The 24,912-nt window shown below is 55.2% G+C and carries 26 protein-coding genes; 12 read left to right on the forward strand and 14 right to left on the reverse strand.

Annotation, left to right across the window (positions count from 1 at the left end; all coding sequences use genetic code 11):
- Positions 1 to 19 precede the first annotated feature (19 nt).
- The gene (locus tag Q5705_19475) at positions 20 to 712 is read right to left on the reverse strand and encodes an IclR family transcriptional regulator (protein ID WLI76720.1); all 693 of its coding nucleotides are present in this window, start codon (positions 710 to 712) and stop codon (positions 20 to 22) included.
- 67 nt (positions 713 to 779) lie between these two features.
- On the opposite strand from Q5705_19475, the gene Q5705_19480 reads away from it, so the two are divergent.
- Complete coding sequence (locus Q5705_19480) at positions 780 to 3,038, forward strand: FAD-dependent oxidoreductase (protein ID WLI76721.1); 2,259 nt, start codon at positions 780 to 782, stop codon at positions 3,036 to 3,038.
- Here Q5705_19480 and Q5705_19485 read toward each other — a convergent pair.
- Entirely contained in the window at positions 3,035 to 4,015 is a 981-nt protein-coding gene (locus tag Q5705_19485) for a type IV pilus twitching motility protein PilT (protein ID WLI76722.1), read from the reverse strand. The two genes, Q5705_19480 and Q5705_19485, sit on opposite strands and share 4 nt — an antisense overlap.
- 17 nt (positions 4,016 to 4,032) lie before the next feature.
- Here Q5705_19485 and Q5705_19490 point away from each other — a divergent pair, with 17 nt between their 5' ends.
- From Q5705_19490 to hemW, 5 genes are read left to right on the forward strand one after another with little or no spacing between them, the layout of a single operon-like run.
- Positions 4,033 to 4,737, forward strand: a complete 705-nt coding sequence (locus Q5705_19490) for a YggS family pyridoxal phosphate-dependent enzyme (GenBank protein WLI76723.1) — start codon at positions 4,033 to 4,035, stop codon at positions 4,735 to 4,737.
- An 18-nt stretch (positions 4,738 to 4,755) separates the two neighbouring features.
- A complete protein-coding gene (locus tag Q5705_19495; GenBank protein ID WLI76724.1) occupies positions 4,756 to 5,322 on the forward strand; it encodes a YggT family protein in 567 nt (188 codons plus the stop codon).
- Positions 5,319 to 5,609 carry a DUF167 family protein YggU gene (yggU, locus tag Q5705_19500; protein WLI76725.1) on the forward strand — a complete coding sequence of 97 codons (291 nt, stop codon included), beginning with the start codon at positions 5,319 to 5,321 and terminating at the stop codon, positions 5,607 to 5,609. The genes Q5705_19495 and yggU overlap by 4 nt, the downstream gene beginning before the upstream one ends.
- 8 nt (positions 5,610 to 5,617) lie before the next feature.
- Positions 5,618 to 6,211: an XTP/dITP diphosphatase gene (locus Q5705_19505; protein WLI76726.1), complete on the forward strand. Its 594-nt coding sequence runs from the start codon at positions 5,618 to 5,620 to the stop codon at positions 6,209 to 6,211.
- Entirely contained in the window at positions 6,204 to 7,340 is a 1,137-nt protein-coding gene (hemW, locus tag Q5705_19510) for a radical SAM family heme chaperone HemW (GenBank protein ID WLI76727.1), read from the forward strand. The genes Q5705_19505 and hemW overlap by 8 nt, the downstream gene beginning before the upstream one ends.
- Positions 7,341 to 7,420: 80 nt before the next feature.
- Here hemW and wzz(fepE) read toward each other — a convergent pair whose 3' ends face one another.
- The 4 genes from wzz(fepE) to trmB form a co-directional block, all read right to left on the reverse strand.
- Entirely contained in the window at positions 7,421 to 8,527 is a 1,107-nt protein-coding gene (gene wzz(fepE), locus Q5705_19515; GenBank protein WLI76728.1) for an LPS O-antigen length regulator Wzz(fepE), read from the reverse strand.
- 330 nt (positions 8,528 to 8,857) lie between these two features.
- A complete protein-coding gene (locus Q5705_19520) occupies positions 8,858 to 9,577 on the reverse strand; it encodes a DUF2884 domain-containing protein (protein WLI76729.1) in 720 nt (239 codons plus the stop codon).
- Positions 9,578 to 9,631: 54 nt separating this feature from the next.
- On the reverse strand, positions 9,632 to 9,958 hold the full coding sequence (locus tag Q5705_19525) for a YggL family protein (protein WLI76730.1): 327 nt from the start codon (positions 9,956 to 9,958) through the stop codon (positions 9,632 to 9,634).
- Positions 9,958 to 10,677 (reverse strand): tRNA (guanosine(46)-N7)-methyltransferase TrmB, encoded by a 720-nt coding sequence (trmB, locus tag Q5705_19530; protein WLI76731.1) that lies wholly within the window; start codon positions 10,675 to 10,677, stop codon positions 9,958 to 9,960. The genes Q5705_19525 and trmB overlap by 1 nt, the downstream gene beginning before the upstream one ends.
- A gap of 142 nt (positions 10,678 to 10,819) precedes the next feature.
- Here trmB and mutY point away from each other — a divergent pair, with 142 nt between their 5' ends.
- From mutY to Q5705_19550, 4 genes are all read left to right on the forward strand, one after another.
- Positions 10,820 to 11,899: an A/G-specific adenine glycosylase gene (mutY, locus tag Q5705_19535; protein WLI76732.1), complete on the forward strand. Its 1,080-nt coding sequence runs from the start codon at positions 10,820 to 10,822 to the stop codon at positions 11,897 to 11,899.
- Positions 11,896 to 12,171 carry an oxidative damage protection protein gene (locus Q5705_19540; protein WLI76733.1) on the forward strand — a complete coding sequence of 92 codons (276 nt, stop codon included), beginning with the start codon at positions 11,896 to 11,898 and terminating at the stop codon, positions 12,169 to 12,171. The genes mutY and Q5705_19540 overlap by 4 nt, the downstream gene beginning before the upstream one ends.
- 106 nt (positions 12,172 to 12,277) lie before the next feature.
- Positions 12,278 to 13,360, forward strand: coding sequence for a membrane-bound lytic murein transglycosylase MltC (gene mltC / locus Q5705_19545; protein ID WLI76734.1), 1,083 nt, complete (start codon positions 12,278 to 12,280; stop codon positions 13,358 to 13,360).
- Between the two features lie 242 nt (positions 13,361 to 13,602).
- Positions 13,603 to 14,856, forward strand: a complete 1,254-nt coding sequence (locus Q5705_19550; GenBank protein WLI76735.1) for a nucleoside permease — start codon at positions 13,603 to 13,605, stop codon at positions 14,854 to 14,856.
- Between the two features lie 52 nt (positions 14,857 to 14,908).
- Here the strand turns inward: Q5705_19550 and citG are convergent, their stop codons facing one another.
- The 8 genes from citG to Q5705_19590 are packed head-to-tail and all read right to left on the reverse strand — an operon-like array spanning position 14,909 to position 22,259.
- Complete coding sequence (gene citG / locus Q5705_19555) at positions 14,909 to 15,739, reverse strand: triphosphoribosyl-dephospho-CoA synthase CitG (protein WLI76736.1); 831 nt, start codon at positions 15,737 to 15,739, stop codon at positions 14,909 to 14,911.
- Positions 15,717 to 16,256: a citrate lyase holo-[acyl-carrier protein] synthase gene (gene citX, locus Q5705_19560; GenBank protein ID WLI76737.1), complete on the reverse strand. Its 540-nt coding sequence runs from the start codon at positions 16,254 to 16,256 to the stop codon at positions 15,717 to 15,719. The genes citG and citX overlap by 23 nt, the downstream gene beginning before the upstream one ends.
- A complete protein-coding gene (gene citF, locus Q5705_19565) occupies positions 16,253 to 17,779 on the reverse strand; it encodes a citrate lyase subunit alpha (protein WLI76738.1) in 1,527 nt (508 codons plus the stop codon). Before citF ends, citX begins: the two co-directional genes overlap by 4 nt.
- A gap of 10 nt (positions 17,780 to 17,789) precedes the next feature.
- Positions 17,790 to 18,665: a citrate (pro-3S)-lyase subunit beta gene (citE, locus tag Q5705_19570; GenBank protein WLI76739.1), complete on the reverse strand. Its 876-nt coding sequence runs from the start codon at positions 18,663 to 18,665 to the stop codon at positions 17,790 to 17,792.
- Entirely contained in the window at positions 18,662 to 18,955 is a 294-nt protein-coding gene (gene citD / locus Q5705_19575; GenBank protein WLI76740.1) for a citrate lyase acyl carrier protein, read from the reverse strand. Before citD ends, citE begins: the two co-directional genes overlap by 4 nt.
- Positions 18,956 to 18,972: 17 nt before the next feature.
- Positions 18,973 to 19,992, reverse strand: coding sequence for a [citrate (pro-3S)-lyase] ligase (gene citC, locus Q5705_19580; GenBank protein WLI76741.1), 1,020 nt, complete (start codon positions 19,990 to 19,992; stop codon positions 18,973 to 18,975).
- A 16-nt stretch (positions 19,993 to 20,008) separates the two neighbouring features.
- Positions 20,009 to 20,872 carry a fumarylacetoacetate hydrolase family protein gene (locus Q5705_19585; GenBank protein WLI76742.1) on the reverse strand — a complete coding sequence of 288 codons (864 nt, stop codon included), beginning with the start codon at positions 20,870 to 20,872 and terminating at the stop codon, positions 20,009 to 20,011.
- 22 nt (positions 20,873 to 20,894) lie between these two features.
- Entirely contained in the window at positions 20,895 to 22,259 is a 1,365-nt protein-coding gene (locus tag Q5705_19590; GenBank protein WLI76743.1) for a 2-hydroxycarboxylate transporter family protein, read from the reverse strand.
- Between the two features lie 333 nt (positions 22,260 to 22,592).
- Between Q5705_19590 and Q5705_19595 the strand changes: the two genes are divergently transcribed.
- Together Q5705_19595 and Q5705_19600 are read left to right on the forward strand one after the other, a co-directional pair.
- Positions 22,593 to 24,230, forward strand: coding sequence for a sensor histidine kinase (locus Q5705_19595; protein ID WLI76744.1), 1,638 nt, complete (start codon positions 22,593 to 22,595; stop codon positions 24,228 to 24,230).
- On the forward strand, positions 24,220 to 24,912 hold the full coding sequence (locus Q5705_19600) for a response regulator (GenBank protein ID WLI76745.1): 693 nt from the start codon (positions 24,220 to 24,222) through the stop codon (positions 24,910 to 24,912). Before Q5705_19595 ends, Q5705_19600 begins: the two co-directional genes overlap by 11 nt.

Consider the following 24,912-nt stretch of genomic DNA (forward strand, 5'->3'; position numbering starts at 1 on the left):
GAGGCAATATGAGTAGTGGTCAGGCTTTTTCCGTCAGGCGCGTAACCAGCGCGTGCAGCGCCTGTAAACGCGTTTCCACTACCGCGTCGTCGATTTGCCACATTCCGGCAAAAGCAAGTGCGGCGGAATGGGCACCGAGCGGTTTCGCCATCGACACTTCACCGTCGTCGTGATGCCAGACGACATGCCCCTGTTCACGCTGTTGGGCGACATGCGGGCCGAGTTGCTGCCATTGCGCGTCGGTAAAGCGTTTTTGCAGGGCTTCATCGCTCTCTGCCGCCAGTAACGACATGCCGATGACGGACTGCCAGGCGGGCAGCATATGAAAACCGGCCAGCGCCTGGCTGACCTGGCTGCCGGGTTCAGAGTGATAGATGTAAATCACCTGATCCTCCCAGAGCACGCCCATCGCCACCACAATCTCTTTCGGGGCGTGGCGCTCCAGCAGGGGCAGCGCGTGGGAAAAGAGGGCTGAACCGCGAATGGCCTGTGCCGCCAGCGCGTGAATGCCAGGCCCCGGAAGATAGCGCCGCTGCGCATCCTGCATCGTCAGGCCGATAGACGCCATCGTCATCAGCAACCGGTTTACGCGGGTGGTGTTAATGCCCATCAGGCGCGCCAGTTCACGACAGCCAATGGCGCGGTCGCTGGAGACCAGATATTGCAGACAGCGAATGCCATCAATCAGGCTTTGATTCGGTTGAGAAGACATTGCAGGGTTCGCTTTTCAGGTGGCTTGAAAAAACGATTCTACCGTCAGTAAAGAAGGAAACAAGGTTATGAAAATCTTTCCCCAAACCGATGCCAGAGTCTTTCCGACACAACATCTGCACGCCGACCTGTTAGTTGCAGGCGGTGGGCTGGCGGGTCTTTGCGCGGCGCTTGCGGCGGCGCGTGATGGTTTGCAGGTGGTGTTGATTCAGGACAGGCCGGTTCTTGGCGGTAATGCCTCCAGCGAAGTGCGCCTGTGGGCGAATGGCGCGACATCACATATGGGGAATAATAACCGCTGGGCGCGCGAAGGCGGCATCATGGGCGAAATCATGGAAGAAAACCTCTGGCGTAACAAAGAGGGCAATCCGGTGATGTTCGATCTGGTGCTGCTCGATCTTGCCAAAAGCCAGCCGGGGCTGACATTACTGCTCAATACCGCCGTGTTTGAGGTGGAAAAAAACGCGCAAACTATCACGCAAGTAAAAGCGTTTAACCCCATCAACGAAACATTTTATACCGTCAGCGCCGAACAGTTTTGCGATGCCACCGGCGATGGCGTACTCGGTTTTCTGGCGGGAGCCGAATACCGCGAAGGCGCGGAAGAAGCCGAAGAACTGGGCGAGAAGATGGCGCCCGGCGATAACTTCGGCCATAAACTCGGCCATTCAATTTACTTCTACACAAAACAAACAAACGGGCCGGTAAACTTTGTGCCGCCCTCTTTTGCCCTGAAAGATATTACCGAGATCCCACGTTACACGCGCCTGACATCGACGCTGAACGGCTGCGATTTATGGTGGCTGGAGTGGGGCGGGCGCCTTGATACGGTGCACGAAAGCGAAGAGATCAAATGGGAGCTGTGGAAAATTGTCTGGGGCGTCTGGGATCACATCAAAAACTCAGGGCAATTCCCCGAAGCCGCCAATATGACCATTGAATGGGTCGGCGCAATTCCAGGCAAACGCGAAAGCCGCCGCTTCGTTGGCGATCATCTGCTGTGCCAGCAGGACATCATCGAGCAGCGCGATCATTACGATGCTGTCGCTTACGGCGGCTGGTCAATTGATTTACATCCGGCGGACGGAGTTTACAGCACCCACGACGGCTGTCGCCAGTTCCACAGCAAAGGCACTTACACTATTCCGTTTCGTAGCCTCTACAGCCGCTCGCTGGATAACCTGCTGCTCACCGGGCGGCTTATTTCCGCCTCGCATGTCGCTTTTGGCAGTGCCCGCGTGATGTGCACCTGTGGCCTGCTGGGCGAAGCGGTTGGTCGCGCCGCCGCGCTGTGTAAAACCCTTAACATGACTCCGCGCGAACTGGCGCAGCGGGAACATGTCGGCGCGCTGCAACAGCATTTGCAGGCCAACGGCTGCTACATTCCCCGCCTGGGGCTGAACGACCCGGCGCAGGGCGCAACCGTCAGCGCCAGCAGTGAATATCAGCTAACGGAGCTTGCCCCCAACGGTCACTGGCAACCGCTGACCGAGCGGATGGCGCTTCTTTTGCCGGTACAGGCGGGTCAGCCGGTGCCGGAAATCACCCTTCGTTTACGGGCGTCAACGCCGCAACAGTTGACCGTTTCTCTGCTTGGCAGCGTGCGCGCCGGGAATTTCACCCCGGATTGCCACTATGACGAGCAGGTGCTGACGATTACCGGCGAAGCCGAGCGCACCGTTGCGTTTAGCTGGCAGAGTGAACGCAGCCAGTATGTGTTTCTCGCCTTCGATGCGCAGGAAGGCATCGACATAGCGCTTACCGATACGCATTTGCCCGGCATGATGACGGTGTTTAACAGCCTCAACGCGCGCGTCGCCAAACATACCCGCCAGATAGCCGATGGCGATTACGGCGTGGATGAGTTCGACTTTTGGCTGCCCCGCCGACGCCCTCATCAAATCATGCCCGCTCTGCGTTGCAACCCGCCGCTTAACGCGTGGAGCGTGCAAAACGTGCTTAATGGTCGTCTGCGCCCGGAACAGCAAATCAACGCCTGGACGCCAGCACCCGATGACGCCGCCCCGGAAATCATCTGGCGCTGGGCTACGCCACAGGCAATCAACCACCTGACGCTGGTGCAGGACAACGACTTCGACAACGCCATGGAGTCGGTGCAGATGGGCCATCACCAGGCGGTGACACCGCACTGCATCACGCGTTATCGCCTGTGGGCCGACGATCAACTCCTGGCCGACGTACACGATAACCATCATTCGGTTTGTCAGCACCGCCTGGAGACCACGATTACCGCACACAGCGTCCGGCTGGAGATCCTCGCGACCGCCGGGGCGCTGCCGGCGGTCTACTCCCTGAACGTCAGCTAAAGCCAGCCCTGGAGCACCCGTTGCTGGCGGCTTTGTGCGAAGGTCTGCATTCCCATCTGCTGCCCGGTTTGCATCACGCCGGGCAGTTGATGCGTCTTGCCTTCGCGAATAAGATTTGCCACCGCAGGTGTATTGACCAGCAACTCAAACAGCGCCACGCGCCCGCCCTGCTTGTCCCTTTCCAGCTTTTGCGCCAGCACCGCCTGTAAGCTGCCCGCAAGCTGGCTGCGTACGGGTTCTTTCTCTTGCGCCGGAAAGCTATCCACCAGCCTCTCGACGGCCTGGGCTGCACCGCGGGTATGTAACGTTGCCAGCACCAGATGCCCGGTTTCGGCGGCAGTCAGCGCCATGCGGATGGTTTCGCTGTCGCGCAACTCACCCAACAGGATCACGTCGGGATCTTCTCGCAGCGCCGCGCGTAGCCCCTCATTAAACGACGCGCAGTGCTGGCCTATTTCTCGCTGCTGGATCAGGCTGCGGGCGCTGGTGTGCACAAACTCAATGGGATCTTCCAGCGTCAAAATATGCGCTTCGGCATGTTGATTAAGGTGCTCCACCATTGCCGCAAGGGTGGTAGATTTGCCGCTGCCGGTGGCCCCGGTGACCAGGATCAGACCGTTTTCCCGCCCGAGTAACTCGGGAAGCGCCGCAGGTGCATCTATTTCATCAAGCAAGGGGCAGCTTTGCGGCAGCAGACGTAGCGCCAGCGAAGCCCCGCCATAGCGGGCAAACGCCCCGGCGCGCAGCCTTCTGCCGCTGGCGGTGGTAAGGGCAAAATCCACCTGCCGCTGTTCGCGCCACTGGCGCTGCTGGAGCGCATTAAGTTGCGCGTCGATAAGTGCTGCGATATCCGGCAGCTCAAAGGGCGCGGTTTCAAGCCGTCCCTGGTGTCGCCAGCGCGGCGGGCAACCATCGCACAGGTGTAGATCCGAGACATTATGCTTTACACTAAGCGCCACTATTTCTTCTATATCCATTACGCCATCCTGGAACCATGAACGATATTGCGCATAACCTGGCACACGTCCGGGACAAAATCTCCGCCGCCGCAACACGTTGCGGCCGTGCTCCAGAAGAAGTTACGTTACTTGCAGTGAGCAAAACCAAACCTGCGAGCGCCGTCGCAGAAGCTATCGACGCCGGGCAACGTGCGTTTGGTGAAAACTATGTTCAGGAAGGGGTGGATAAAATCCTTCACTTTCAGCAGGCGGGTATCAGCGGCTTGCAATGGCACTTTATCGGCCCTTTGCAGTCCAACAAAAGCCGTCTGGTGGCGGAGCATTTCGACTGGTGCCACACCGTCGATCGCCTGCGCATTGCCAGCCGTCTTAGCGAGCAGCGCCCGGCAACGCTACCGCCGCTGAACGTGCTGATTCAAATCAACATCAGTGATGAACAGAGCAAGTCGGGTATTGCGCTCGGTGAACTGGACGCGCTGGCAGCGCAGGTTGTTGAATTGCCGGGGATTCGCCTGCGCGGTTTAATGGCGATCCCGGCACCTGAAGCGGAGTATGAACGGCAGTTTGCCGTGGCACGGCAAATGGCTGTAGCATTTGAAGCGCTTAAAACGCGCTATCCAACGGTGGATACACTGTCGTTGGGCATGACGGACGATATGTCCGCCGCCATTGCGGCTGGCAGTACCATGGTGCGCATTGGTACCGCCATTTTTGGTGCGCGCGATTACACAAAAAATTAAGAGAAACTGAGGAACGCCATGAAGACGTTGACTTTCCTGCTCTCAACAGTGATTGAACTTTACACCATGGTTCTGCTGTTGCGCGTCTGGATGCAGTGGGCACGCTGTGATTTTTACAACCCGTTTTCGCAGTTTGTGGTGAAAGCCACACAGCCGATTGTCGGGCCGTTGCGCCGGGTTATTCCGCCGCTGGGGCCGCTGGATAGCTCCTCGCTGCTGGTGGCCTTTGTGCTGAGCTTTATCAAAGCAATAGTGCTGTTTATGGTGGTGACGTTCCAGCCGATTATCTGGATCTCCGCCCTGCTTATTCTGCTGAAAACCATCGGTCTGATGATCTTCTGGGTGCTGCTGGTGATGGCCATCATGAGCTGGGTCAGCCAGGGCCGTAGCCCGGTGGAGTATGTGTTAATCCAGCTCACCGAGCCGCTGCTGCGCCCCATCCGCAACTTGCTGCCGTCAATGGGTGGGATCGACTTCTCGCCGATGATTCTGGTGTTGCTGCTGTACGTTATCAATATGGGGGTTGCGGAACTGCTGCAATCCACCGGCAATATGCTGCTGCCGGGGCTGTGGATGGCACTATGAGTGCCGTTGAATCCTTCGAAAACGGGCTGGTTTTGCGGCTGTATATTCAGCCGAAAGCCAGCCGGGATACGATTATCGGGCTGCATGGCGACGAACTGAAAGTCGCCATCACCGCCCCGCCAGTGGATGGGCAGGCCAATGCGCACCTGGTGAAATTCCTCGCTAAACAGTTCCGCGTGGCAAAAAACCAGGTCGTGATTGAAAAAGGCGAACTGGGCCGCCACAAGCAAATTAAAATCTCTCACCCGCAACAGATCCCGACAGAAGTCGCGGCGCTGCTAAATTAGGACTCGTTATGCAAAAAGTTGTCCTCGCCACCGGTAATGCCGGTAAAGTGCGCGAGCTTGCCTCGCTGCTCAATGATTTTGGTCTTGATGTCGTCGCGCAAACCGAGCTGGGCGTTGAGTCCGCCGAAGAGACCGGGCTGACCTTTATTGAGAATGCGATTCTGAAAGCCCGCCATGCGGCAAAAATTACCGGTTTACCGGCGATTGCCGATGACTCCGGGCTGGCGATTGACGCACTCGGCGGCGCTCCGGGGATTTACTCCGCGCGCTATGCAGGCCTGGAGGCCAGCGATCAGCAGAATCTGGAAAAACTGCTGGCTACACTTAAAGAGGTGCCAGATGACAAACGTCAGGCGCAGTTCCACTGTGTGCTGGTTTATCTGCGTCATGCAGACGACCCGACGCCGCTGGTGTGTCACGGCACCTGGCCTGGCGTTATCACGCACCAACCGGCGGGCAACGGCGGCTTTGGCTATGACCCGATTTTCTTTGTCCCTTCCGCGGGCAAAACCGCTGCGGAACTGACCCGCGAAGAGAAAAGCGCCATCTCCCACCGTGGGCAGGCGTTGAAATTATTACTGGAAGCAATGCGTAATGGCTGATTTGCCACCTCTGAGTCTTTATATCCATATCCCGTGGTGCGTGCAGAAATGCCCGTACTGCGATTTCAATTCCCATGCGTTGAAGGGCGAAGTGCCGCATGATGACTATGTTCAGCATCTGCTGGCCGACCTGGATACCGATGTTGCTTACGCCCAGGGACGTGAAATAAAGACCATTTTTATTGGTGGTGGTACGCCGAGCCTGCTTTCCGGCCCGGCGATGCAGACGCTGCTGGATGGCGTGCGGGCGCGCCTGCCGCTTGCTGCTGATGCGGAAATTACCATGGAAGCGAACCCCGGCACCGTCGAGGCCGATCGTTTTGTCGACTACCAACGCGCGGGCGTCAATCGCATCTCCATTGGCGTGCAAAGTTTCAGTGAAACGAAGCTTCAGCGCCTGGGGCGCATTCACGGCCCCGAAGAAGCTAAACGCGCGGCGCGGCTGGCAAGCGGGCTGGGGCTGCGCAGTTTTAACCTTGATTTGATGCATGGCCTGCCGGATCAGTCGTTGGAAGAGGCGCTGGATGATTTGCGCCAGGCGATTGCGTTAAACCCGCCACATCTGTCGTGGTATCAGCTCACCATCGAACCTAACACCTTGTTTGGCTCGCGCCCGCCAGTGTTGCCGGACGACGATGCGCTGTGGGATATCTTTGAGCAGGGCCACCAGATCCTGACCGCCGCAGGCTATCAGCAGTATGAAACCTCGGCCTATGCCAAACCTGGCTTTCAGTGCCAGCACAATCTTAATTACTGGCGCTTCGGTGATTACCTCGGCATTGGCTGCGGCGCACACGGTAAAGTGACCTTCCCGGACGGGCGTATTCTGCGCACGGCAAAAACCCGCCATCCGCGCGGCTATATGCAGGGAAAATATCTCGATAAACAGCATGAAGTGGAAATGCAGGATAAACCGTTCGAGTTCTTTATGAACCGTTTCCGCCTGCTTGAACCTGCGCCACGGGCAGAATTTACACGCTATACCGGGCTGAATGAAAGTGCGATTCGCCCGCAAATCGAGCAGGCGCTGGCGCTTAATTATCTGAGTGAAAATGAAGCATACTGGCAGATAACCGAACACGGTAAGCTCTTTCTAAACTCGCTGCTTGAGTTATTTCTTACCGAATAAGTCAAAAATTAGCTGATGCGTTAAGGGGAATATTATTTCCCCTTAACTATTTTAGTGTCGTGATTATTTCTTCCGGAATATTACAGTAAGTTGCGCTGATGCATTCCGTGACGCAACAATACAATTGACGACGAGATAATTAGCCCCAGAATTACCGCCAGCGCCATAATAACAGCCTTGCCTGGGCCCTCTTTTTTGATAGGCAAAGAAGGCGAAAGCTGATATTTGAACGGTGAGAAGTTAACGTCCTTAATATCCACTTTTTGCAGTTCTTCCAACCGGTACTCACGGTTACGGAAATCGGCATTCAACTCGGTGAAGTCCTTCATTGATTGCTCAATTCTGAGTTTTTCCGAAATACCATCCGCGCCTAACGCAATGGAGAAATCCGGGTCATCCTGCACGGCCTGGCCGTTACTGTAGACCGGGCGTTTGATGCCAGCGGCATTCGCCACTTCCAGCGAGTAATTCAGGCGCTTGAGGTTGGCATCATGCTTCGTCGCAATGCGCGCACGATCCATCTCCAGCACGTTTTTTTCGTAATTTTTTTGCAGTTCGACATCGCTGCGCAGCGTCGCCAGCGTCTCACTCACCACTTTGGCGGTAATAAAATCAACGTAGCTTTTCAACACCTGCTGCGCTTCGGTGGCGGTGGGCGCAGTGAAGCTCAGCGTCCAGGAAGCATACGGTGTATTTTCAGCGCTCGCCTGTTTGGCATTACTGGAGACCTTGATCTTTTCTGCCAGCAGGTTCAGCGCCCGGCGCAGTTCGTTCTGATCGATATTGCCCTCTTCCAGTTTGCCGAGTACCAGCGGCGAAGTGGCGAGGAACTCCTCTTTCAGCGACTGCGAAGAGAACTTTTTCAGGAACAAGCTAAAAACATCATTCGCTTTAATAGACGTTTTTACATCAAGAACTTGCAACGTCATTAGCGTTTTTTGCAGCTCCGTCCACTGGATTTTTTCTGCCGGGGTAATTTCGGCCTGGCTGGTCCATTTTTGCGGTAATAACGCGCCAATAAAAAAGCCAACAACAGCAAATAACAGCATTGTCGCCGCTATTATCTTTTTACCTTTCCATAAAAGGCCGACCAGATAGAGTAGATCAATCTCGTTATCTCTGAGTTCCATGGCGGGATCTCCATAAAATGAAGCATCGCCCTTCGGCTGTATCTTTATTGATGACATAAGATTATTTATGCAGGAATCATATCCGTGATTTGAAGCGGCGATATTAACATCAACAAGAACATTCTGAAAGTGTGCAAATGAGATCATGCGCCAGGAATAGATTTATTTCTTAAGTAAAACCCCAAAAATTAGTAGGTTATAAAAGGGAATTAATCATTGCTTTTGCTGCCTGGAGTTAATATTTGATAACGAAAACCACAAAAAGATAATGGAAATTAAATAATTACGTGTGATGCATATTTGGCGGGTAAATAAGCAGAATAATTACAGTCTCTAATATATTCTGCGAACTAGCGGCTTTCTTATCAGGAAAGCCGCCAGGATATATTATTTAAGCGAGGAGGTTAACGCCTTCCGGCTCTCTTCCAGCGAGACCACGCGCTGACAGACATCTTTACCAAACTGCTGGAAATCCGCTTCCTGGTTTTTCCACTCATTCTGGATAGCGGTTTGCAAACCGCCGAGGCTGCCGAGCACACTCTGTAACGGGTTGCCGCCGCTTTTCAGTACCGCTTTTGCGCCCATTTCATTAATGCTGTCCTGCAAAATGCCGCCCATCGCCTGATTCACCAGTTGCTGGCCATCCGCGCGAACCTCGTCAATGGCTTTATAGTGGAACGTCAGCCCATCGCTGCGATGCTCAATAATGCGGTTCATCTGTTCTTTGAGCTGTGCGTCGAGTTTGGTCAGGCGGCTGCGCATACTGCTGTTTTCGCCTGCCTCTTTGACGATGATCTTATCCAGCGCCACGCGGTTTTTATCAACACGGCTACGCGCGCCGTTATCGATCCACGGCAGGGCACTGCGTAATTCCGCCTGGTAATCTTTTGCCTGCTCGCGCTGTGCTGCGCTCAGGGTGGGTTGTTTGCCATTGAACATGACATTGCCATCCGGCGTGATAACCAGGTTACCGTTCTCGCCTTTAACCTGCACGGTTTGCGGGCTGATAATCACATCATCGCGCGGCGTGACACTGCACTGATAATCGGCCTGAGCCGCGAATGCCGTAAGGGTGAGCGTTGCCGCCAGCAGCGTTTTACGCATCATAAAAACTCCTGTAGAGACAAAATGGGCCAGCAAATGCTGGCCCGTTATGTTTGTTTAGTCCCACCAAACGTCGAAAAGTTCGCTGGTGCGCACCTCTTCGAGCTTCTGCTCTTCCAGCCATTTACGCACAATGGCCTGGTGCTCTTCGGTGCATTTGCCGATTTCTTGCAGGCAAATAAGCCCTTCCCAGGCGAGATAACCGCTGCCGTCAAAGGCCAGTTTATTCGGCGCAATCACTTGCTGGATAAAGTTATCGACGGTTTTATCGATCTGCTCTTCAGTGGTGCCTTCCGGGAAGCGCCAGGCAACGGAGAAACCGACTTCCTGGAATTCGTCGATATGCATTTTTTTACGCAAGCGACGGCTGCGGTGTTTAGCCATTATTTCACCCTCTCGAACATTAAGTCCCATACGCCGTGACCAAGACGATGGCCACGCTGTTCAAATTTAGTTACCGGGCGCGATTCCGGGCGCGGCACATAATCGTTGGTCGTCGACAGGTTTTTGTACCCGTCGATAGAAGACATCACTTCCAGCATATGTTCGGCATAGGCTCCCCAGTCGGTTGCCATATGAAACACGCCGCCCAGTTTGAGCTTGCTTTTCACCAGTTCCGCAAAGGGTACCTGAACAATGCGGCGCTTATTATGACGCGCTTTATGCCAGGGGTCCGGGAAAAAGAGTTGCACCATATTTAACGAATTGTCAGGGATCATTTTGTGCAGCACTTCGACCGCGTCATGACACATCACGCGCAGGTTTTCGACACCCTCTTCATGGGCCGAGGAAAGACACGCGCCCACGCCCGGTGAGTGCACTTCAATGCCGAGGAAGTTTTGATCCGGGCGGGTTTTCGCCATTTCGACCAGCGAAGCGCCCATGCCGAAACCAATCTCAAGAGTCACTGGCGCGGTGCGGCCAAACAGCGTGGTGAAGTCCAGCGGCTGTTCCGTGAACTCAACGCCCATCACCGGCCAGTAATTGTCCAGCGCGTGCTGCTGACCTTTGGTCAGACGCCCCTGGCGGCGGACAAAGCTACGAATGCGGCGCAGCGGGCGGCCATTTTCATCAAATTCCGGTGAAATGACGTCGTTATTCATAAAGTTTTCTGCTTGTGAGAGTGTTCAGGAAACGGGCATTATCCAAAGTTCATCGCCCGATGCAAGCACCGGAAAGTTCCGGTTTACAGTGCAGCGCCTCTGTGCTGCAATCTTCGCCCCTGATAACGCGATTCTGGTGACCATGCAAGCGTCTCAATTTTCAGCCCAGGTTCTGGACTGGTACGACAAATACGGGCGAAAAACCCTGCCCTGGCAAATTGAAAAAACGCCCTACAAAGTATGGCTGTCGGAAGTGATGTTGCAACAAACGCAGGTCGCAACCGTTATTCCTTATTTCCAGCGCTTTATGGCGCGTTTCCCGACGGTGATAGATTTAGCCAACGCGCCACTGGATGAAGTGCTGCATCTGTGGACCGGGCTGGGTTACTACGCCCGTGCGCGCAATTTACATAAAGCCGCGCAACAGGTGGCGAATGTACATGGCGGGCATTTCCCCGAAACCTTTGATGAAGTCGCCGCACTGCCGGGCGTTGGCCGCTCAACCGCAGGCGCAATCCTCTCTTTATCGCTGGGTAAACACTTTCCTATTCTTGATGGCAACGTCAAACGCGTGCTGGCTCGCTGCTATGCCGTTGATGGCTGGCCGGGCAAGAAAGAGGTTGAGAAGCGTTTGTGGGATCTCAGCGAGCAAGTGACACCAGCGACAGGTGTGGAGCGCTTTAACCAGGCGATGATGGATCTCGGCGCGATAGTCTGCACCCGTTCAAAGCCGAAGTGCGATCTTTGCCCGTTGCAAAACGGCTGCGAAGCCTACGCCTCCCATTCATGGGCGCTCTATCCGGGTAAAAAGCCGAAGCAAACGCTGCCCGAACGCACAGGTTATCTGCTGTTGATGCAGCATGAAGGGGAAGTTTACCTTGAGCAGCGCCCGCCGAGCGGATTGTGGGGCGGCCTGTTCTGTTTCCCACAGTTTAGCGATGAAGCCGCGCTTCGCGACTGGCTGGCGCAAAGAAAGATTAGCGCCGATACTCTCAGCCAACTTGTGGCATTTCGCCATACTTTTAGCCATTTCCATCTGGATATTGTGCCAATGTGGCTTCGTGTGTCCTCGTTCTCGTCTTGCATGGATGAAGGCGCAGGTCTTTGGTATAACTTAGCGCAACCGCCATCCGTCGGTCTGGCGGCTCCGGTGGAACGCCTGATACAGCAATTACGCGCCGAAGCGGTGTCGCGCGGCGCGCATAAAGAGGAAAGTTTATGAGCAGAACCATTTTTTGTACCTTCCTGCAACGCGAAGCGGAAGGGCAAGACTTCCAGCTCTATCCGGGCGAACTGGGTAAACGCATCTATAACGAGATTTCAAAAGAAGCCTGGAAGCAGTGGCAGCAGAAGCAAACCATGCTGATTAACGAAAAGAAACTCAACATGATGAACGTTGAGCACCGCAAACTGCTGGAAGAGGAGATGGTGAATTTCCTGTTTGAAGGCAAAGACGTGCACATTGAAGGCTATACGCCGCAAGATAAAAAATAAGCTTGATCGCTTACCGTCGCTGGCAATGCCGTAAAAACCAGGGAAGGCATTGCCACTCTGCGAGCGTCACAGGCGCTGTAATCAAACACAACTGCATCCCGGAATGATGAAAAAATATTTAGCGCTAGCGATGATCGCGCCGTTGCTGATTTCGTGTTCCAGTTCTCATAAATCAGGCCAGGACTACAACGAAGCCTGGATCAAAGACACCAACGGCTTTGACATTTTGATGGGTCAGTTCGCCCATAATATTGAGAATTTATGGGGGTTTAACGAAGTCCTCATCGCAGGCCCTAAGGACTACGTTAAATATACCGATCAGTACCAGACCCGAAGCCACATCAACTTCGACGAAGGGACTATCACCTTTGAGACCATCTCCGGCACCGATCCGGCTGCGCACTTACGCGCGGCGATCATTAAAACGCTGTTGATGGGCGACGATCCCGGTTCTATCGATCTCTACTCCGACACCGATGATATCCAGATCTCCAAAGAGCCATTCCTCTATGGCCAGGTGCTGGATAACAACGGCGAAGCGATTCGCTGGCAGTGGCGGGCAGAAAAATTTGCCGATTACCTGCTACAAACGCGGCTGAAAACCCGCAGTAATGGCATCCGCATTATCTCCAGCATCACCATTAACCTGGTGCCCAACCACCTCGATAAACGTGCGCATAAATACCTCGGCATGGTGCGCCAGGCTGCGCACAAATACGGTGTGGAAGAATCATTGATTCTGGCGATTATGCAAACCGAATCGTCTTTCAACCCCTACGCCGTTAGCCGCTCCGATGCACTTGGCTTGATGCAGGTGGTGCAGCACACCGCCGGGAAAGATGTGTTCCGCGCGCAGGGTAAATCCGGCACGCCGGACCGCAGTTATCTGTTTGATCCACAGAGTAATATTGATACCGGCACCGCTTACCTGGCGATCCTCAACAATATTTACCTCTCTGGCATCAGTAATCCGACCTCGCGGCGCTATGCGGTCATTACTGCCTATAACGGTGGCGCGGGCAGCGTGCTGCGCGTCTTCTCTGCGGATAAAATCCAGGCGGCGAATGTTATCAATAACATGTCGCCAGGAGATGTTTACGAGACCCTGACTACCCGCCATCCCTCTGCGGAGTCGCGGCGTTACCTCTACAAAGTGAACTCGGCGCAGAAAACCTACCGCCGGAATTAACGTCTCCGCTTATGCCTTTTTCACCGTCCCGCGTGAAAAGGCATAAGCGTTGCCTTTGGGCGTCGCAAACGGTTGCGTTAAAGTGTGATTCAGATCACTTTATGAGAATGCAATCAGATGAAGTTTGCATTTTTATGTCGTTCATAACAAACATCTCGCCTTCTAAGTGGTAAAGTGCCGCCACAAATAGCAGCAATTCCGCCTATTCCAACAACAACCGTCTCCTTTGCGAGGAAATTAGCATGAATCTTAAGCTGCAGCTGAAAGTCATTATCTTTCTGCAGTTCTGCCTTTGGGGCAGTTGGCTGACTACGCTTGGCTCTTATATGATCGTTACCCTGAAATTCCAGGGTGCGGAAGTGGGCGCAGTCTACAGCTCGCTGGGCATTGCCTCTCTGTTTATGCCAACGCTTTTGGGCATCGTGGCTGATAAGTGGCTCAGTGCGAAATGGGTTTACGCCCTGTGCCATCTGGTGGGCGCAATCACGCTGTTTATCGCCGCAGGTGTGACTACGCCGGGCGCGATGTTCGCCATTATTCTGCTCAACTCGCTGGCCTATATGCCAACGCTGAGCCTGGTGAACTCCATCTCTTACTTCCGCCTGAAATCCGCCGGACACGATATCGTCACTGATTTCCCGCCGATTCGTATCTGGGGCACCATTGGTTTTATCCTCGCAATGTGGGCGGTAAGCTTCTCCGGCTTCGAACTGAGCCATATGCAGCTTTATATCGGCGCGGCATTGTCGCTGTTGTTGAGTATTATTTCGCTGACGCTGCCGCCTATTCCGGTAGCCAATAGCAAAGAGAAGCAGACCTGGGTACAGATGCTCGGCCTGAACGCGTTTGCGCTGTATAAAAACAAACGCATGGCGATTTTCTTTATCTTCTCGATGCTGCTGGGCGCAGAGTTGCAAATCACCAATATGTTCGGCAATACCTTCCTGCATAGCTTTGACGCTAACCCGCTGTTTGCTAATAGCTTCATCGTGACCCATGCGTCGGTAATGATGTCGATTTCGCAGATTTCTGAAACCGCCTTTATCCTCGCTATTCCGTTCTTTATGAGCCGTTACGGCATTAAGAACGTGATGATGATCAGTATCATCGCCTGGGTGCTGCGTTTTGGTCTGTTCGCGTACGGTGACCCAACGCCGTTCGGTACCGTGTTGCTGGTGCTGTCGATGATCGTTTACGGTTGTGCGTTCGACTTCTTCAACATCTCTGGCTCGGTATTTGTCGAGAAAGAAGTTAGCCCGGAAATCCGCGCCAGTGCGCAGGGTATGCTGCTGATGATGACCAACGGTTTCGGCTGTATCCTCGGCGGGATGGTGAGCGGCAAGGTGGTAGAGATTTACACCACCGCAGGCATTACCGACTGGAAAACCGTGTGGCTGATTTTCGCCGCTTACTCGCTGGTGCTGGCCTTCGCCTTCGTGTTGCTGTTTAAGTACAAGCACGTGCGCGAACCGGCAAGCGTCACGCAGAAAGCGTAATCACATAAACCCGGCCCTGAAACGCCGGGTTTTTTATTGGCATTTCGCCGCCCTACGCGATCATTGCCAGAACATACGCCACCGCCAATAAATCGGCGCTGCCGCCGGGGCTTAACCGCCGCGCCATCAGCGCCCTGTCCATCTCCCGCAATGCATCACTGTCCCAGGTCGTTTCTAACAACCTTGCCGCATACTCCTGCACATAACGCAGCCCTGCCATTCCACCGCGCGACACCAGGTTGCTGTCGCGGTTTACCGCCATCAGCCTGAGTAACGCGTTATGTAACCGCCGCTCGCCCTGCTCCTGTTGCCAGAACGGCAACACTGCGTGACGCACAGTGGCAAACCCCTGCTCCGCTTCGCCGCGCGCGCCGGTCAGGCCATAGTCGCGAAACTGCTTTTCCCCGGCGGTAACCGCTTTCGGACGGGCGACCAGCTCGCGCGCCACCAGCCCGCGACAGATTTCGCTCACCTCGCGGCAAAGCGCATCGGCATTAAGCAGACGGTTTTGCCCCTGCAAACGCCCGGCGGCAAAACAGAGCAGCCCCAGGGAGAATATCCCGCCTTTGTGCGTGTTCACCCCGTTGGTGGCGGCAAACATGGCCTGCTCGCAGGCGATGCCTATCGGCCTTATCAGCCGTAGCTGTTCGCTGGCCGATTGATGCGCATGGTTTTTTCCGGCCTGTTCGAAGCGTGAAAACCACGGCGTAAGGGCCGCGATGCTGGCTAAAAACAGTGCGTGATCCATATCCTGGTGTGAGCCGTTGTTCGCCCTGTCCACCAGCCCCGGTTTCGGGGTTAAATCCAGCTCCATGCGCAGCGCCCGCGCCGCCAGCGCTGGCACATACGCCAGAGTGGGTTTAGTCGCGAGCAAACCAGCCATCAATCAACCTCTCCACGCGGTTCACCACCTGTTCCACCGGGTGGCGACGGGAACGGGCGCAACCGTGCGCCGGTTCATCGCACACCAGGCAGCGGCGCGTGCTTAAATCCAACGAATGCCGCCCAACCTGGCCGTTTTGCGGGCAAAAGACGTCAAAATCCCACAGCCTGCCGAGCGGATGGTGCTGTTCCAGATCAACGCACTGCGCTTTGGTTTCTGCCGCAGCATGCTCCACGCACCACAACGCTTCTGCGCCGGTCGGTAACCATAGCACCTGCCTGTCGAGCACCTGCCAGCGGTTTTGCCACAACAGCTGGTCGCAGGCTTGCAGCGCGACACCCATGGTATTGCGATAGCGAATACTGTCTTTAACCGCGCCGGGCGTAACCAGCGTCAGCGAAATAACCGGTTGTTGATAGCGAGCGAGCCAGTCAGCCTGACGCGCGGCGCGGCTCTCTTTCGCCGCCAGTAGCGCCTCGAGGCTGACGCCCGCACTTACGGGCGTCAGTGTGGTCATACATTTTCCTCTTTCACCTGGCGCACAACATCAATCACGCTGCCGTCGCGGTAGCGGATCACGCCGACAATACGGTCGGTAAAGGCGATGGGTTTCGGTTCACCGGTAAGCGAAATCGCCCGCTGGTAGAGCGTATCGATATCAACGATTTTCAGCCCTGCCGCCACTAAACGTTCGCGGATCTCCGGGCGCGCCGGGTTGACTGCAATGCCGTGATCGGTCACCAGCACGTCGATGCTTTCCCCCGGCGTCAGACGGGTGGTCACACGTTTAACCACTGTCGGGATCCGGCTGCGTAGCAGCGGAGCCACAACGATTGTCAGATTCGCCGCCGCCGCGACATCGCAGTGGCCGCCAGATGCGCCGCGCATCACGCCATCGGAACCGGTGATCACGTTAACGTTAAAATCGACGTCGATTTCCAGCGCGCTCAGGATAACCACATCCAGTTGATCGCAACTGGCCGCTTTACCGCCGGGATTGGCGTAAACGTTAGTGGAAATCTCCACATGATTCGGGTTACGGCGCAGGGAGTCTGCCGCTTCACTGTCGAAGCACTGGGTATCGAGCAGTTTCCCGATAAGCCCTTTTTCGTGCAGATCGACGAGGCTGCCGGTAATGCCGCCGAGGGCAAAACGGGCTTTCACACCACGGCGCTCCATCTTCTCTTCCATAAAGCGGGTCGCCGCCGTGGCAGCCGCGCCGGAGCCAGTCTGCATTGAGAAGCCATCCTGGAAATAACCTGAGTACTCAATGACGTCCGCTGCATAGCGGGCGATCATCAGTTCTCGCGGGTTGCTGGTGACACGCGCCGCGCCGACGCTGATTTTCGCCGGATCGCCGACGCTCTCAACCTGCACAATCAGATCCACCCGATCCTGGCCGAGGCTGGCGGGCATGTTCGGAAACGGTACCAGCGCTTCGGTCAGCAGCACCACTTTTTGCGCGAACCCGGCATCCACCATCGCGTAGCCCAGCGAACCGCAGGAAGATTTACCGTGCGTGCCGTTGGCATTGCCGAACTCGTCGCTGCACGGCACGCCGAGGAAGGCGACATCGATTTTCAGTTCGCCGTCCTGCAACAGTTTTACGCGCCCGCCGTGGGAGTGGATCTGCACCGGCTCGTCCATCAGGCCGTGGGATATGGCATCTGCCAGCTTGCCGCGCATCCCGGAGGTGTAAATTTTGGTGATAACGCCGCTCTGAATATGCTCGATCAGCGCATCGTTGCAGGTCATCAGTGAACTGGAGGCCAGCGTCAGATTTTTGAAGCCCAGGCGCGCCAGCGTCGCAACCACGTTGTTGATCACACGGTCGCCTTCGCGAAACGCATGATGGAAAGAAATGGTCATGCCATCTTTCAGGCCGCTGCGGGCAATGGCATCTTCCAGGGATGCACAGAGTTTACGTGTATGTTTGCTGTTGATGTCCGCCAGCCACGGCGTGGCAGTATGGGCGCTATCAAAGGGTTTTAATTCACGCAGATGAGGAAAATTGACGTGAAGAAGTTCTGTCTGATTCATTGTTCTGTCCTTAACGACGCACGCCGGACGCGGCCGCACGTTCCAGCACCATCTGCGCGTGATTAATAATGGGGGCGTCGATCATTTTGCCGTTCAGGGAAACCACACCCAGGCCATTGCGTTCGCCCTCTTCTGCCGCTTCAATCACCACTTTCGCGTGATCAACTTCCTGCTGGGTGGGCGCATAGGCGTTATGCAGCAGATCGATCTGGCGCGGGTTGATCAGGGACTTGCCGTTGAAGCCCATTTTGCGCACCAGCTCGACTTCGCGCAGAAAACCGGCTTCGTCGTTCACGTCGGACCACACCACATCGAAGGCGTCGATCCCGGCGGCGCGCGCAGCATGCAGTACCGCGCAGCGGGCATAAAACAGCTCGGTGCCGTCGCCGCGCTCGGTTTGCATATCCATTACATAGTCAAAGGCTGCCAGCGCAATGCCGATCAGACGTTGGGAACTGCGGGCAATCGCCACGGCGTTGATTACGCCCACTGCGGATTCGATCGCCGCCATCACGCGGGTTGAACCGATTTCACGCCCGCAAGCCAGCTCAATGCGTTCCAGGTGGCGCTCCAGCTCGTAGATATCTTCCGGGGTATCGGTTTTCGGCAAGCGCACCACATCGACGCCAGCGCGGACCACCGCTTCCAGATCCGGCAGGCCAAACGGCGTGTTCAGCGGGTTAATGCGCACCACGGTTTCCATGTCCTGATACATCGGGTGTTGCAGGGCATGAAACACCAGCAGGCGCGCGGTATCCTTTTCACGCAGCGCGACAGCATCTTCCAGATCGAACATGATCGAGTCCGGGCGGTAGATAAAGGCGGTGGAGAGCATGGCGGCGTTTGCGCCCGGCAGAAACAGCATGCTACGACGAAGTTTTTTCACAGCAGTTTCCCCCAGTCGATTTCCGTTCCTTCGGCGGCGCGCAGGACGGCGCTTTGCAGACGGGCGCGGATTACGCAATCCAGTGCGCCTTTATCTTCAATGATGATTAAGCCCTGGCGGACCTCCATCGCACGCAACGTCTCATTGACGACCTTGCGGATCTGGTCGCCAAACTGCTTGATCACTTCACTGTGAACAACCACCTCCAGCTCGCTTTCGGCGGGGGCAATTTTCACCATCAGGTCGCTGGACTCCAGGGTTCCGGCCAGCGCCTCCCTTACAATTTTCATATTTATGATCCTGATTTTTAAGCAACTTCCGCGCTGTAATGGGATTCGAGGTGCGCGAAAGTGGTATCCGGTACAATTTCCCGAATGCGGGAAAACTGGTGTGTTTTGAGTAAACGACGCACTTCCGATGCAGAGATGGCGGTGCCGGTGGCTTTGATGCGCGGGATTTCCACCACCTCCACCGCGCCCGCCAGCAGCTGGTGCATGGTGTCGTTGTATTGGCGGGTAATGGCACAAAAAGGTTCGCTGCCGATAAAGCGATGGGTGATGCCCAGCGCAGGGGCAATGTGATTGCGGAAAATCAGCAAATCGATTTCGCTCCACGCCTGCTGCACTTTGCCGGTCTCTTTCAGGAAATAGGCCGGGAAGGTGGCGCGGGAAATAATGTACTGCGAGCCTTCATGCACCGTGACATTCGCCAGATGCGCCACGCCCGATTTCACCATCTTCAGCCGTGCGGAAAACGGAAAGAACGAGGCGTCTTCCCTCACCACAAACAGATGCAGCCAGTCGCAGGCTTTCGCCGCCTGTTCCACCAGGTGGCGATGGCCGAGAGTGAACGGGTTGGCGTTCATGACAATCGCACCAATATGTTTCCCGGCCACGCGTTTCACCTGTAATGAACGGCAGTAGCGTTGAATGCCCGACGGGGTATTTTCCATTAGCACGGCGTTATTGCCGCTCTGGGCGATTGGCCAAAAACCGCTGTGCTGAAAGCGCTCCCGGTTGCAGGGGCGCGTACAGAGAAACAGATGAAAATATCCGCGCGCCAGCGCCAGGTTCTCGACTTCCGCCAGCAGACGCGCACTGAGGTTTTCCCCGCGTAGCTGCTCATCCACCGCCACACATTTGATGACGTTGGCGGCAAGACCCGCACACCCCACCAGCCGGTTTCCCGACCAGGCTTCAACGAAGGTGGTAATGTCGCTGTCCATGCCTAATCCGCTGTCGGCGAGCAAAGAGCGGATGTTCTCCAGCCGTTGAGTGTTGCCGGTGACTTCCGCAATGCGAAAGTCGATGGGGGGTCGTGTTTGCATCCTGTGGCCTTTGTCCTTAGTGCGCCGTCGCCAGCGCGTGGGCTGGCGCGTCAATGATCACATTGCTGAGATGTCCGATGTTTTCGATCTCCACTTCGATGCGATCGCCCGCTTTCATAAACAGCGGTGGCGTGCGTTTTTTGCCCACACCGCCCGGCGAGCCGGTGATGATGACATCGCCCGGCTTCAGGCTGGTGAAGGTGCTGATGTACTCAATCAGTTCGGCGACCTTATGGATCATGCTGGCGGTGTTGTCGTCCTGTACCATGCGGCCATTCAGCCAGGTACGAATGGCGAGCGTGTGCGGGTCGGGGATTTCATCTGCGGTGGTCATCCACGGGCCGAACGCGCCGGTCTGCCGCCAATTTTTCCCGGCGGTAAACCAGCTGTGCTGCCAGTCACGCGCGGAGCCATCCATATAGCAGCTATACCCGCCGACATGGCTGAGCGCCGCCTCGCGGGAAATATCTTCGCCGCCTTTGCCGATGATCACGGCCAGTTCGCCTTCGTAGTCGAATTCGCTGGAGTGACGCGGTTTCAGTACCGGCGCGTTATGCCCGGTTTGCGAGTCGGCAAAGCGGACAAACAGCGTTGGTGCCGGGTTGTGCTGGTCAAACTCTTTGCGTTTTTCGGCGTAGTTCATACCGACGCAGAGAATTTTCCCTGGGTTATCGATAACCGGCAGGAAGTCGATGTCGTCAACGTGGAGATCTGCCGCTTCGCCGTTTAACTGCTGCGCTTCAGGCAGCGCATCTGCGGCGAGCAGAGATTTCAAATCAGCGTAGCGATCGCCCAGGCGCTGGCCGAGGTTAATTACCCCGTCCGCTTTAACGATGCCGTAGCTGCGGATCCCCTGATGGACAAAGCTTGCGAGTTTCATATCAGTTCCTGTAATGCATGAATCAAATGAGGAAATTGCCGAGCACCAACAGCGATACCGATACGTTGATCGCGCCGCCAATACGGGTAGCAATCTGTGCAAACGGCATCAGGCTCATGCGGTTACCCGCGGTGAGGATGGCAACGTCCCCGGTACCGCCCTGGCCGCTCTGACAGCAAGAAACGATGGCGACATCGATCGGGTGCATACCGATCTTTTTGCCGACGAAGAAGCCGGTGGCAACCAGAGCAGAAACGGTACTGACAATGACCAGCAAATTGTTGATGGTGAAGGCGTTAACCAGTTCTTCCCATGGCGTAATCGCCACACCAACGGCGAAGAGGATCGGATAGGTGACAGAGGTCTGGAAGAATTTGTACACCACCTGCGAGCCTTCCAGCAGGCGCGGAGAAACGCCGTGTGCCAGCTTGATAAGCACCGCAATAAACAGCATCCCGACCGGCGCAGGCAGGCCAATCAGCTTGTGGCCGAGCATGCCAATCATATAAAGCAGCACCGCCAGCAGCGCGCCTGCGGCGATGGTGGTGACATCGGTTTTGCCGGAAAATGCTGGCGCAGCGGGCGCTTGTTCGTCGCCGTTGCTGCGGTTCGGCATCAACTGGCCTTCGCCGGTCAGGTGCGGGAAGCGTTTACCGAGTTGGTTCAGGCAGCCGGAGATGATGATGGCCGTCAAACCGCCGAGCATCACCATGGGCAGAACGCGACCGAGCGCAACGCCCTGATCCATATGAAGCAAGGTGGCGTAACCGATGGAAAGTGGAATTGCGCCTTCGCCCACGCCGCCTGCCATGATCGGCAGAATGATAAAGAAGAAGATCTGGAACGGCTCCATGCCGAGCGCCAAGCCAACGCCCATCCCGACAATCATGCCGACGATTTCACCGCACAGCATCGGGAAGAAAATACGCAGAAAGCCCTGAATCAGCGTGGTGCGATTCATGCTCATGATGCTGCCGACAATAATGCAGCAGATGTAGAGATAGAGAATGTTGGTGGATTTGTAGAACTTAGTTGTGGATTCAACCACCACATCCGGCAGCAAGCCGTAATAGACCATCGCCGAGGGGATAAAGGTGGCGCAAATCGCCGCCGCACCCAGTTTACCGACAATGGGCAGACGCTTGCCGAATTCGCCGCAGGCAAAACCGAAGAATGCCAATGTGGCAACCATCACCACGATATCACTCGGTAACTTACCGCCGAGGCAGTCAATGGCAATTAACGCGCCCGCCAGCAGGAATAATGGCAGTGGAATAATCCCGACCTTCCAGCTATCCATAATGTGCCACCACTTATCTTTCAGTGATGTTTTTTGAATCGCTAGCGATTCAGAGGTAACAGAGAATGAATCGTCAGTTGTGCTCATAATTAAGCCCCTTGGTTATTTTGTGCTTACAGCGTAATGGGCTAAATACGCACTTTATGTGAGGGGAAGCATAATAAAACCGGAGTTTTTAAGGCACCTATGGTTTTTATGGTTTCTTTTATTTTGTGTGATTCACGCCTTAATTACTGGCGTGGTTTTTATGGTTTTTTTAAATAACGGCACAAGGTAATAACATTTCCAAAAGAGAATATTTAACAGTCATTTTTCCCGCCAGCACTGGCTGTGCAAGGGATCACAAGTTTCCAGTAAACTGCGCATGCCCGCGAAAAAAGATGGTACATTGAGTTTTTACTGATTGCCGTGCGTACCGTCATGAAAGTCTCTTTTCAAATCAAGCTGTTTATTTCGTTGGTACTTTTCTTCTCCGGCTTATTCGTCCTGCTGGGCGTTTATTATTACAAGGACGTCGGTCGCCAGCTTTACCAGGAAATGAGCGCAAGAGCAAAAATACAAGCTGAAGAAATAGCGATTATTCCGAATTTACGCGAATCGGTTGCCAATAAAAATATACGAGCAATCGCGCAATTTATGCAGAAAGTGGTGGCGCGCAGCGATGCAAGTTTTATTGTTATCGGCGATGACAAAGGTCTGCATCTATTTCATTCCGTGCATTCTGATGTCGTGGGAAAAACACTGGTGGGCGGTGACAATGCCGACGTATTACAAGGGAAAAGCACCACCACTATTCGCAAAGGAGGGCTGGGTATTTCACTACGTAGCAAAGCGCCAATACTTGATGATGCCGGGCATGTGGTTGGGATTGTTTCCGTTGGCTATCTGACCAGCTATCTCGACACGATTACCCTTGGCAAGGTGATAAATATTTTTATTGCCGCCGTGCTGCTGTTGGTCGCGCTGTTTGTCTTTTCCTGGTTTTTTACCCGCAGCATCAAAAAGCAGATCTTTTCGCTTGAGCCGCGCGAGATTGGCCTGCTGGTGCGCCAGCAAAAAGCGATGATGGAGTCGATTTATGAGGGAGTCATTGCCATTGATAGCGAGTCGCGCATTGAGGTGATTAACCAGGCAGCGCGCAAACTGTTGGGGTTAAGCCAGCCCACCCGCGCCCTGCGCGGGCAGACGATTGGGGACGTCATTGCGCCGGTGCCATTTTTTTCTTCGCCGGCGATGCTGGAACATGATACCCATGACGAGATTTGCCGGTTCAATCAATTAACGGTGATTGCCAGCCGGGTGCGCATCATGCTGGAGGATACGTTGCAAGGGTGGGTAATCACCTTTCGCGATCGCAATGAGATAGATAGCCTGAGCGCGCAGCTTAGCCAGGTGAAGCGCTATGCCGACAACCTGCGCATTATGCGTCACGAGCAGCTTAACCGCATGACCACCCTTTCCGGCCTGCTGCATATGGAGCGTTACGACGAAGCGGTACATTACATTCAGGCGCAGTCGGAACATGCGCAGGAACTGCTGGATTTTATCTCGTCGCGCTTTAGCTCGCCGACAATCTGCGGCCTGCTGCTGGGGAAAGCGGCGCGCGCCCGTGAAAAAGGCGTGGAACTGACGTTCGATCCGCTCAGCCAGATGGACCGCCCCTGCCGGGTGCTGGGCGAAGCGGAGATTATTTCAATCATTGGCAATTTGCTGGATAACGCCATTGAGGCCACACAGCGCGCCGACCTGCCGCACGATCCGGTGGAAGTGCTGATTTTGCTTAACGACAGGGAACTGATTATTGAAGTGGCGGATCGCGGGATTGGTATCGAGCCGGCAATGGGCGATCGCATTTTTGAACGCGGGATGACCACCAAGCGCAGTGGCGACCACGGTATCGGTCTGTACTTGATCGCCAGCTATGTCACGCAGGTTGGCGGGTCGATTGATGTGTCGGCCAACGCGCCTCGCGGCACGATTTTCTCTCTCTTTATTCCTGAAACGGGCAGCGTTCAGCGTCCCGTCGCGACCCTGGAAGCCAAGAATTATGCAATATGAACCGATAGACGTGCTGATAGTAGAAGATGAAGACACGCTCGCGCAGCTTAATGCTGAACTGGTCAGCAAACATCCGCGCCTGCGGCTGGTCGGGATTGCGTCGTCGCTCACTGAAGCGAAAGCGCTGCTGAGCAGCACGCAGCCGCAACTCGTATTGCTCGATAATTATCTGCCGGATGGCAAAGGCATCACGCTTATTGGCGATCCACGGATTATTCATGCTAACTGCTCGGTAATTTTTATTACCGCCGCCAGCGACATGGATACCTGTAGCCTGGCTATCCGCAACGGCGCATTTGACTACATTCTTAAGCCGGTATCGTGGAAACGGCTAAGCCAGTCGCTGGAGCGCTTTGTACAGTTTGCCGAGCAGCAGCGGGTGTGGAAGATAGTCGACCAGCAAAACGTCGATTCGCTCTATCAGTTGCAGGCGAAGAACTACCGCCAGGATAACGGCAGCAAAGGGATTGAAGAGAGTACGCTGGCGCTGATCCAGAAACTGTTTGCCGACGAGATGGAGCGCTGCTTTTCCGTCGATGAGGTAGTCAGCGAGACGGGCTTAAGCAAAACCACTACCCGCCGCTACCTGGAGCACTGCGTAGAAGCCGGTTTTCTGCTGGTGGAGATGCAATACGGCAAAATCGGCCATCCGCGGCGGATGTATCGCCGCGTCGCCGCATAA

Origin of the sequence: Kosakonia sp. H02 (assembly GCA_030704225.1) — a bacterium.
Lineage (GTDB): Bacteria > Pseudomonadota > Gammaproteobacteria > Enterobacterales > Enterobacteriaceae > Kosakonia.